The sequence below is a fragment of the Geomonas sp. genome, from assembly GCF_035254065.1.
Classification (GTDB): Bacteria; Desulfobacterota; Desulfuromonadia; order Geobacterales; family Geobacteraceae; genus Geomonas.
The window spans coordinates 1-7894 of record NZ_DATFBA010000355.1 but is presented as its reverse complement, the minus strand read 5'-3'; the positions used below and the strand labels follow the sequence as shown (position 1 = coordinate 7894).

The following is a 7894-nucleotide window of genomic DNA, read 5'->3' as shown; positions in this document are numbered from 1 at the left end:
GGGAGCCAGGCTATCCCCTCTCCAAGGGTGCCGTGGCCGCTGCCAAGAAGGCCCTCGCCGCCTCCGACGTTGCTGTCAGCGATATCGGCGCGCTCCTGTACACCGGCGTCTGCCGTGAGCAGTTCGAGCCGGCCACCGCCTGCCGGGTTGCCGCCGGACTCGGCATTGCTGGCAATACCGCCGTCTTCGACCTCTCCAACGCCTGCCTCGGCGTCCTGAACGGCATACTGGAAGTGGCCAACCGGATCGAGCTCGGCCAGATCAGGGCGGGGCTGGTGGTCTCCTGCGAAAGTGCGCGCGACATCAACGACATCATGATCAACCGCATGCTGGCCGACCGCGGCATGGAAAATTTCGCAAGTTCGCTTGCCACCCTGACCGGCGGTTCCGGCGCTGTCGCAGTGCTGCTGACGGACGGATCCTTCTCCCACTCCGGGCGCCGCAGGCTCCGTGGCGGAGTTACCCTGGCAGCCCCCGAACATCACCGCCTCTGCCTGTGGGGCGTCGAGCCGGACGGCCACGGCCGCTTCATCCAATCCATGAGCACCGACGCGGTAAGTGTCATGAATTTCGGCGTCGAACTCGGTACCCGAACCTGGGCCGAGTTCCTTCCCGAGGTGGGGTGGAAGGATAGCGACGTCGACCGCGTGGTCTGCCACCAGGTCGGCAGCGCCCACCAGAGCGCCATACTGAAGACCCTCGGCATCCCGCTGCACAAGGACTTCACCACCTACGAATTCCTCGGCAACATGGGGACCGTATCGCTGCCGCTCACTGCCGCACTGGCTGACGAGCGTGACGTCCTCTCCGCCGGCGACCGGGTCGCCTTCCTCGGGATCGGCAGCGGACTGAACTGCCTCATGCTGGGGGTGGATTGGTAATGGCGATTGATCTGAAAAAACATTACCCCTTCACCGGCCACACCCTGGACCTGGACGGCATCTCCTACCACTACCTCGACGAAGGTGCCGGGGAGCCGGTGGTGATGGTGCACGGCAACCCTTCCTGGTCGTTTTACTACCGCAACCTGGTGCTGGCACTACGCGACCGCTACCGCTGCATCGTGCCGGACCACATCGGCTGCGGCTTCTCCGACAAGCCGGGCGACGATCGCTACGACTACACCCTCTCCCGCCGGGTTGACGACCTGGAGCGCCTGATCGACCACCTGCAACTCACCGGCAAGATCACTCTGGTACTGCACGACTGGGGCGGCATGATCGGCATGGCTTACGCCTCCCGTCATCCGGAGCGGATCGGCCGACTGGTGCTCCTCAACACCGCCGCCTTCCACCTCCCCAAGGAGAAGAAGTTCCCGCTCGGCTTGAAGATCTGCCGGGAGACCGCCCTCGGCACCCTGCTTGTTCGCGGCTTCAACGCATTCAGCGTCGGTGCCTCCATCGTGGGCTGCAAGAAGAACCCCATGAGCGCGGAACTCCAGCTTGCCTACCGTTCGCCTTACAACAGCTGGCAGAACCGGATCGCGACGCTGCGTTTCGTGCAGGATATCCCGCTGGCGCCCGGAGACCGCAACTACGAACTGGTTAGCGAGGTGGCCGCCGGGCTGTACCGCTTCTATCAGCTCCCTATCGCCATCTTCTGGGGTGAGCTCGACTTCGTTTTCGACACGACATTCCTCAACGAATGGATCAGGCGCTTCCCGAAGGCGGAGGTGCACCGGTATCCGGACGGCGGCCACTACATCCTGGAAGACATGAAAGAGGAAGTGGTACCGCTGATTGCGAAGTTCCTGAAAGAAACGGACTAAGCCATGCCCAACAAGATCGTGAACATCGCCGCACACCTACCGGAGATGGCCGAGCGGCAGCCCGATGCCACCGCCATCATCTTCCCCCGCGAAAACCGCCGCATGAGCTTCTCCGAACTCGACCGGCTCAGCGACAGGATCGCCCTGGGATTGATCGAGGTCGGCATCTGCCGCGGCGTCCGCACGGTTCTGATGGTCACTCCCAGCCCGGAGTTCTTCGCCCTCACCTTCGCCCTCTTTAAGGTCGGCGCCATCCCGGTCCTTATCGATCCGGGCCTGGGGACAAAGAACCTGAAAAGCTGCTTGGCGGAGGCGGAACCCCATGCCTTCATCGGCATACCCAAGGCCCACATCGCCCGGCTGTTGTTTGGCTGGGGGAAGCGCACGCTGCGCACCCTGGTCACGGTGGGACCGCGCCTTGGCTGGGGCGGTATCACCCTTGCCTCCCTCATCAAGCGAAACCCCAAGGACATCAAGTTCACCCTGGCGCCCACCCAGCAAAACGACCTGGCAGCCATCCTCTTCACCAGCGGAAGCACCGGCGCCCCCAAGGGGGCCATCTATAACCACGGCAACTTCGCGGCTCAGGTCGAGGCTCTCCGCGATGTCTACGGCATCCAGCCCGGCGAGATCGACCTGCCGACCTTCCCGCTCTTCGCGCTGTTCGCCCCTGCACTGGGCATGACCGCGGTTATCCCGGAGATGGACTTCACCCGCCCCGGCTCGGTCGATCCCAAGAAGATCATCGGCGCCATCCAGAAGTACGGCGTCACCACCATGTTCGGATCGCCCGCCCTCATCAACCGGGTTGGCCGCTACGGCGTCCAGCACGGCGTGAAGCTCCCGACCCTGAAACGCGCGATTTCTGCCGGCGCTCCGGTACCTGCAGCGGTTCTGGAGCGCTTCACCAGCATGCTCAACCCCGGCGTGGAGGTCTTCACCCCTTACGGCGCCACCGAGGCTCTTCCGGTCTGCTCCATCGGCAGCAGCGAGATCCTCGGCTCGACCCGCCGGATCACCGACGCAGGCGGCGGCGTATGCATCGGCCGCCCGGTCGACGGCATCCGGCTGGAGGTCATCGAGATCACCGACCAGCCCATCTACCGCTGGGATGAGTCGCTGCGGGTCCCAACCGGCAAGATCGGCGAGATCATCGTGCAGGGGAACCAGGTCACCCGCGGCTACTACAACCGTCCGGAGGCCGACGACCTCTCCAAAATCTTCGATCCCGACACTTCCTCGTTCTTTCACCGGATGGGAGACCTGGGAGGACGCGACGAGGAGGGAAAGGTCTGGTTCTGCGGCCGCAAGTCACATCGAGTCGAGACCGCCAACGGCCCCCTTTTCACCATTCCTTGCGAGGCCGTCTTCAACACCCACCCGCAGGTGTTCCGGACCGCCCTGGTGGGGGTCGGGACGCCGGGCGAGCAGACCCCGGTTCTCTGCGTCGAACTCGAGAAGGATGCCAAGGCCGACCAGAGCAAGCTGCGCGAGGAGTTGCTCGCCATCGCCCGCGACCACATCCACACCCACGGCATCGAGACCATACTCTTCCATCCAGCGTTCCCGGTAGACATCAGGCATAACGCGAAGATCTTCCGGGAAAAGCTCGCGGTGTGGGCCGCGCGTAAGCTCACGGAGACATCGAAATGAAGGCACTAGTCACCGGCGGCGGAGGTTTTCTCGGCTCAGCGATCGTCCGGCAGCTCCGCGCGCGAGGTGACCGGGTGGTCAGCTTCTCCCGGACGAAACACGCCGAACTGGAGAGCCTCGGCGTCGAACAGCGTCGTGGCGACCTGGCGGACCCGGACGCCGTACTGAAGGCCGCACAGGGGTGCGACATCGTCTTTCACGTGGCGGCCAAGGCAGGCATTTGGGGAGAGTACCGCGAGTACTACCAAGCCAATGTCGTCGGCACCGCCAACGTCATCGCCGCCTGCCGGGCCTTCGGCATCTCCCGGCTGGTCTACACCGGCTCTCCCAGCGTGGTCTTCGACGGCACGGACGTCGAGGGAGCCGACGAGAGCCTCCCCTACCCCGCACATTTCGATGCAAGCTATCCCAAGACCAAGGCCCTCGCCGAGCAGGCGGTAGTGGCAGCCAACTCCCCCGACCTTGCCACCGTATCGCTGCGCCCCCACCTGATCTGGGGCCCGAACGACAACCACCTGGTGCCGCGCATCGTCGCGAAGGGGCGCGCGGGGAAGCTCAGGCGGATCGGCAACCGTCCCTGCCTCGTCGATACCGTGTACGTCGACAATGCTGCCCAAGCGCACCTGAACGCCGCAGACCGTCTAGCCCCGGGAGCGCCACTGGCCGGCAAAGCCTATTTCATTACCAACGGTGAACCGCTGCCGCTGTGGGAGATGGTGAACCGCATCCTGGCAGCCGCCGGAGTCCCGCCGGTGACCCGCAGCATCTCGTCAGGTGCAGCCTGTGCCCTGGGAGCGCTCTGCGAGAAGATCTGGGAGTCGTTTCGGCTTTCGGGAGAACCTCCCATGACCTACTTCGTGGCAAAGGAGCTATCCACCGCCCACTGGTTCGATATCTCTGCGGCCAGAAGGGATCTCGGGTATCACCCTGCAGTCTCGGTTGAGGAAGGGCTCAACCGCCTCAAGGCCTGGTTTGACGAGGCAGGGCGGTGAGTATCTCCACTGGCAGGCCGCCAGTTCTTGGCATGAACGAGAGGGGACTGGCTCCGCAGGTGCCTTTCCCCCTTTTTTTTCTACCCTCACCCCAGCCCTCTCTCGAGGGGCGAGGGAGGTTGGTAGAGGAAGGATTGAGTTAGTGCAACCTTCAACCCTGACAACGGGGGACAGCTCCCGATCCTGCGAAATCCGCCTGGTCTGCCTTGAAGTTGGCGACCAAGAGCTTCTGCGCCTGCGGGGATATTTGAGCGAAGCGGAACTGCGGCGGGGAAACCGGTTGCTGGACCCGAAACGGCGGGACGATTTTTTCGTGGGACGGGGCATCCTGCGGGAACTGCTGGGGGACATTCTCGGCAAGCAACCGGCCGCGATCGAGCTAACGGAAGGTGAATTCGGCAAGCCCCAACTGGGCCACCATCAGGGTGGGATCGACTTCAACGTCTCGCATGCCGGCAGCTTGCTGCTGGCGGCCTTCACACAGGGACGCCGGGTGGGTGTCGACCTGGAACTGCTACAGCCGGACCTGGCCTTCCGTCCCATGGCGGAGCGGTATTTCTCGACCAGGGAACGGGAGGAACTGTTCAGCCTTCCGCAGGAGGAGCAGCTTGCCGCCTTCTATCGCTGCTGGACCCGCAAGGAAGCCTATCTGAAAGGAACCGGGAGCGGCTTTTCACGGCCCTCGACGGAGTTCGACGTTTCGCTGCTGCCAGGTGAGCCGGCGGCCCTTTTGGAGCACAGGGGAATACCCGGCGAGATCGGAAGGTGGCGATTTGAGGAGACCGAAGTGCCGGAGGGATACTGCGCGTCACTGGCGGTGGAGTTGAAATAGCCACGGAGACACGGAAGCGAACCCGCGAGATTGAGTCGACGGCCATAGAGCCATCCAGGGTCTCCCTCCCTTTTCTAGGCAGGATACTTCCGTGCCCTCCAGTCTCCGTGGCTAACTGTTACCCCGTGGCCTCGGTGGTGAGTTCGGTCTTGCAGAATCGGCAGGTCGTCTCCCGCCACTTGCTGTATTCCCGACATTGGGGACACTGGCGGTAGTGGCCTTTCACCGGGCGGACCGGCCCCTGGAAAATGGTGATCATGACGGTGGGGGGGAAACAGGTGTTGAGCAGGAACCAAAGGAGAGGATTTCTCCCCTTGGTCCAGGCGACCCAGCCGCCTACTGCTCCGGGCAGAATGAAAAACAGGCCGATGAAACCGGCTTCCAGCAGCTCGTGTGGCATCAAAACTCCTAGGTTCTGGGCTCAGTCCTGGTGATCATGCTCCGCAGGTCGAGACCCAGCAGGTGGGACGCCTCGTGCATGGCGTTCACGTATCTCTGCTTGAAAAGCGGGAAGTCCTCCGTTAACTGGTCATCCTCGTCCCACGGCAACGGGGTGCGGGCCAGGATGATCAGCATCTCCTCCAGGGTGTCACGAATCTTCCTCAGCTCCTTGATTTCCTCAACGGCATCTCCCAAAAGCTCATACTTTGCGCTATCAACTTCCCTTAGTGCCTGAAGCTTCTCAATGATGTCGGACATGGCCCCTCCAAGATGATTTCGCATCCTAACAGCGCCACGTCAGACAGTCAATATCCATTGTGGACGATCTCTCAGTCTCCACCCTGGTAGCGTCTAAGTCGACAATTTCCTTAATTGATTCATTGCCAAACGGCCGGAAAGGCTTTATGCTCTTAGCGCTCGTTCATTACACACCAAATTAAAGAGGATTAAACTATGGTCAAGTTCGGTACGCTGCTCCTGGGTCTTACCTTCTCCGCTCTCGTAACTAACCCTGTGCTAGCGGCATCCGCCCCCTCTCCCGCCACCCCGGAAGTGAAAGCCACAACTGCTGCAGCACCGGCTGCCGATACCGGCGCCACGGCAGCAGCCCCCGCAGCTAGCCCGGCAACGGTTCAGCCCGCCGCTCCTTCAACCGCTCCTGCTGCAGGTTCGCCCACCGCTCCTGCTGCCGCGAACAAGACGGCAGAGAACAAGATCGGTTATGTCGACGTGAACAAGCTGCTCACCGAATCGAAAAGCGGCAAGGCCGCCCTGGCATCCGGCAAGGCCCGCACCGAGAAGCTTAAGGCAAAGATCGAGGCCAGGGAAAAGCAGCTCTCCAAAGAAAAGGCCGCCCTGGAAGCAAAGGCCGAGACCATGACCATGAAGGAGCGCGCCGCCAAGGCCAAGGAATTCCAGAAGAAGGTGGCGGATTTCCAGAAACTGGTGAGATCGAGCCAAGAGGAAGTGGAGACCATGCGTGAGAAGGTGAACATGGAGATGTCCAAGGCCATCAAGAAGGCCACCTCAAACTACGCCAAGACGCACGGTTACGCTGTCATCGTCGATGAACGAGGCGTACTTTTCGCCGCAGACTCCGTGGAGCCGAAGGACCTGACCGAGGAAATCATCCCGTTGGTGGGCGAGAAATAAAACGGAATAGCCGCGAGCGGAAATTCAACGGTTGACGTTGTTGCCGCTTTGCCGGGTGGTAGAATTGAGCATCGATTTCTCAACTCCCTTTAAAGGTGCGACCGCCATGAAGCCAACCATTCCGACCATACTTGCAGGCGCGGCAATCGTCATTTTGTCAGCGGCCCACACCGGACCGGCCTTCGCCACTCTGGGCGAAGGGGCCGATTCAGTGGCGAAGGACCGCAAGGCACTTTCCGCCACCAAACGGGCCACCACCACCCGGGCCGCCAACTACTCGGTCCAGGAGGTCGTCTCGGATACGGTAACGGTCCGGGAATTCATCTCACCTGACGGCGTGGTCTTCGCCGTCGCCTGGAACGGGCTGACCACGCCGGACCTGACCACCTTGTTCGGCTCCTACTTCCCGGAGTATCAGGATGCGAAGCAGCAGGCTCCGCGCCGGCACGGGCACAAGCAGTCTCGCGTCAAGTCCGGCAACATCGTGGTGGAGACATGGGGACATATGCGCAATCTCCAGGGGCGGGCCTACGTTCCCGCACTGGTTCCCGGGGGGGTGAATCTTGAAGAAATTCACTAAAATCGCGCTCCTTATCCTGATTGTGCTCCCATGCTTTCTCGTGTCCGGCGGCTGCGGCAGCGGAGGTGGCTCGTCGCCCCCTATCCTGCTTGCCATAAGCATCTCGCCTACCAACGCCACCTTCGTGGCGGGAACCACCTTACAGTACACGGCGACCGGGATCTATTCCAACGGTCTGGCCATCAACGTGACCCAGTCAGTAACTTGGAGCTCGTCGGTTCCTACCGTGGCGACCATCGACTCCAAGGGAAGCGCCACCGCAGTGGCCGCCGGTACGACAGCCATCAAGGCGGCCTTGAACGGCATCTCCGCCACCACCAACCTGACCGTAACCCCCACCGGGGCAAACGTCATGCAGATCACGGTGAACGGTAATCTCTGCTCATCGGCGACCTCCGCTGGCTACATCAACAAGCCATGCGTCAGCGTTACGGTTTGCAATCCAAACTCCAACACCTGCCAGACCATCACCGACC

10 protein-coding genes are annotated in these 7894 nt (G+C 62.1%); 8 read left to right on the top strand and 2 right to left on the bottom strand.

The features are described from left to right. The 5 genes from VJ604_RS16615 to VJ604_RS16595 all read left to right on the top strand — a co-directional run. The coding region (locus VJ604_RS16615; RefSeq protein ID WP_324084482.1) for a 3-oxoacyl-ACP synthase III at positions 1-881 on the top strand (881 nt) is incomplete at its 5' end. After that, positions 881-1768 (top strand): alpha/beta fold hydrolase, encoded by an 888-nt coding sequence (locus VJ604_RS16610; RefSeq protein WP_324084480.1) that lies wholly within the window; start codon positions 881-883, stop codon positions 1766-1768. The genes VJ604_RS16615 and VJ604_RS16610, both read left to right, overlap by 1 nt. A 3-nt stretch (positions 1769-1771) precedes the next feature. Continuing rightward, positions 1772-3421 carry a fatty acid CoA ligase family protein gene (locus VJ604_RS16605; RefSeq protein WP_324084478.1) on the top strand — a complete coding sequence of 550 codons (1650 nt, stop codon included), beginning with the start codon at positions 1772-1774 and terminating at the stop codon, positions 3419-3421. Next, complete coding sequence (locus VJ604_RS16600; protein ID WP_324084476.1) at positions 3418-4413, top strand: NAD-dependent epimerase/dehydratase family protein; 996 nt, start codon at positions 3418-3420, stop codon at positions 4411-4413. The genes VJ604_RS16605 and VJ604_RS16600 overlap by 4 nt, the downstream gene beginning before the upstream one ends. A 247-nt stretch (positions 4414-4660) precedes the next feature. Next, positions 4661-5245 (top strand): 4'-phosphopantetheinyl transferase family protein, encoded by a 585-nt coding sequence (locus VJ604_RS16595; RefSeq protein ID WP_324084474.1) that lies wholly within the window; start codon positions 4661-4663, stop codon positions 5243-5245. A 118-nt stretch (positions 5246-5363) separates the two neighbouring features. Here the strand turns inward: VJ604_RS16595 and VJ604_RS16590 are convergent, their stop codons facing one another. Together VJ604_RS16590 and VJ604_RS16585 are read right to left on the bottom strand one after the other, a co-directional pair. Beyond that, complete coding sequence (locus VJ604_RS16590) at positions 5364-5645, bottom strand: hypothetical protein (RefSeq protein WP_324084472.1); 282 nt, start codon at positions 5643-5645, stop codon at positions 5364-5366. Between the two features lie 8 nt (positions 5646-5653). Then, positions 5654-5944 (bottom strand): hypothetical protein, encoded by a 291-nt coding sequence (locus VJ604_RS16585; protein ID WP_324084470.1) that lies wholly within the window; start codon positions 5942-5944, stop codon positions 5654-5656. Positions 5945-6139: 195 nt separating this feature from the next. Here VJ604_RS16585 and VJ604_RS16580 point away from each other — a divergent pair, with 195 nt between their 5' ends. From VJ604_RS16580 to VJ604_RS16570, 3 genes are all read left to right on the top strand, one after another. Then, on the top strand, positions 6140-6838 hold the full coding sequence (locus VJ604_RS16580) for an OmpH/Skp family outer membrane protein (protein ID WP_324084468.1): 699 nt from the start codon (positions 6140-6142) through the stop codon (positions 6836-6838). A 106-nt stretch (positions 6839-6944) separates the two neighbouring features. Beyond that, entirely contained in the window at positions 6945-7418 is a 474-nt protein-coding gene (locus VJ604_RS16575) for a DUF2844 domain-containing protein (protein ID WP_324084466.1), read from the top strand. 22 nt (positions 7419-7440) lie between these two features. Continuing rightward, on the top strand, positions 7441-7894 hold a 454-nt coding region (locus VJ604_RS16570), incomplete at its 3' end, for a DUF3443 family protein (protein ID WP_324084464.1).

Coding starts and splice junctions, on each gene's coding strand:
- VJ604_RS16610 (WP_324084480.1), top strand. CDS start 881: ATGGCGATTGATCTGAAAAAACATTACCCCTTCACCGGCCACACCCTG.
- VJ604_RS16605 (WP_324084478.1), top strand. CDS start 1,772: ATGCCCAACAAGATCGTGAACATCGCCGCACACCTACCGGAGATGGCC.
- VJ604_RS16600 (WP_324084476.1), top strand. CDS start 3,418: ATGAAGGCACTAGTCACCGGCGGCGGAGGTTTTCTCGGCTCAGCGATC.
- VJ604_RS16590 (WP_324084472.1), bottom strand. CDS start 5,645: ATGCCACACGAGCTGCTGGAAGCCGGTTTCATCGGCCTGTTTTTCATT.
- VJ604_RS16585 (WP_324084470.1), bottom strand. CDS start 5,944: ATGTCCGACATCATTGAGAAGCTTCAGGCACTAAGGGAAGTTGATAGC.
- VJ604_RS16580 (WP_324084468.1), top strand. CDS start 6,140: ATGGTCAAGTTCGGTACGCTGCTCCTGGGTCTTACCTTCTCCGCTCTC.
- VJ604_RS16575 (WP_324084466.1), top strand. CDS start 6,945: ATGAAGCCAACCATTCCGACCATACTTGCAGGCGCGGCAATCGTCATT.